The sequence below is a fragment of the Kitasatospora sp. NPDC059571 genome, from assembly GCF_042735675.1.
Lineage (GTDB): Bacteria > Actinomycetota > Actinomycetes > Streptomycetales > Streptomycetaceae > Kitasatospora.
On the sequence record NZ_JBHWBW010000831.1, the window covers coordinates 1 to 1,356 of the forward strand.

Here is a 1,356-nt window from a genome sequence, read left to right on the forward strand (position 1 = left end):
GTCGAGCACCGTGCGGGCGCCGGCCGGCAGGAGCCGTTCGACCGGCCCCCCCGCGGCCCGGGCCCCCCCCCGCCACCCCCACCAGCCGGTCGGGCTCGCCGTCCGGCAGACCTATCACCAGATCGGCGAGGGTGCGGGGCACCTGCTGTCCGGCCCGCTCGGCCGCGGCCGCACGCGGGCCGCCCGCCGGGCGACGGGCCGGCAGCCGGACCAGGCCGCGCAGCAGGTGCGGCACCGCCTCGGGGTCGCCCTGGGCCCGGACGGCCGCCGGCTCGAACCGCATCGGTACGAGGACCGCGTCCGGCTGGGCGAGCGCCCGGTCGAGCAGGTCCAGCGCCTCGGCGCTCGGCAGCGGGGCGAAGCCGGCCCGGGACATCCGGGCGACGTCGGCCGCGTCCAGGCTGCCGGACATGCCGGCAGCATCCCCGTCCGGGGCCCAGAGGCCCCAGGCGAGCGAGACGGCCGGCAGTCCCCGTGCCCTCCGGTGCCGGGCCAGGGCGTCCAGGAAGGCGTTGCCCGCGGCGTAGTTGGCCTGCCCGGGCCCGCCGAGTACTCCGGCGGAGGAGGAGAAGAGCACGAAGGCCGCGAGGTCGAGCCCGGCGGTCAGCTCGTGCAGGTGCCAGGCTGCGTCGATCTTGGGCCGCAGCACCGCCTCCAACCGTTCGGGTGTCAGCGCGGTCACCACGCCGTCGTCCAGGACGCCGGCGGTGTGGACGACGCCGGTCAGCGGGTGGTCGGCCGGCACGGCGGCGAGCAGGTCGGCCAGCGCCGCCCGGTCACCGGTGTCGCAGGCCGTCACGGTCGCCTCGGCGCCGAGCGCGGCCAGGTCGGCGACCAGCTCGGCCGCACCGGGGGCATCGGCGCCCCGCCGGCTGGTCAGCAGCAGGTGCCTGACCCCGTGCCGGGTGACCAGGTGGCGGGCGACCAGCGCACCCAGGGCGCCCGTGCCGCCGGTGACCAGGACGGTGCCGTCCGGGTCGAAGGCCGCCGCACCCACCCGGTCCTGGGCGTGATCGGCGGTGACGGGGACCCGGGCGAGGCGCGGCACCTGCACGGTGCCGCGGCGGACGGCGAGTTGCGGCTCGCCGGAGGCCAGGGCGGCGGGGAGGGCGCGGAGCGAGTCGGCGTCCTCGTCCAGGTCGACCAGGACGATCCGGCCGGGGTTCTCGCTCTGCGCGGAGCGCAGCAGTCCCCAGACCGGTGCGTGCACCGGGTCGGTGAGGTCCTCGTCGTCGCCGACGGCGACCGCACCCCTCGTCAGGACCACCAGCCGGGCGTCGGCCGGGCCCTGATCGGTCGCCCACTGCTGGGCGAGGCGGTGTGCGTGCAGGGCGGCCGCGCGGGCCGCGGCCGCGG

Annotated in this window: 1 protein-coding gene; it reads right to left on the reverse strand. The window is 78.8% G+C overall.

The features are described from left to right. On the reverse strand, positions 1-1,356 hold a 1,356-nt coding region (locus ACFV0G_RS39380; protein WP_380558747.1), incomplete at both ends, for a beta-ketoacyl reductase.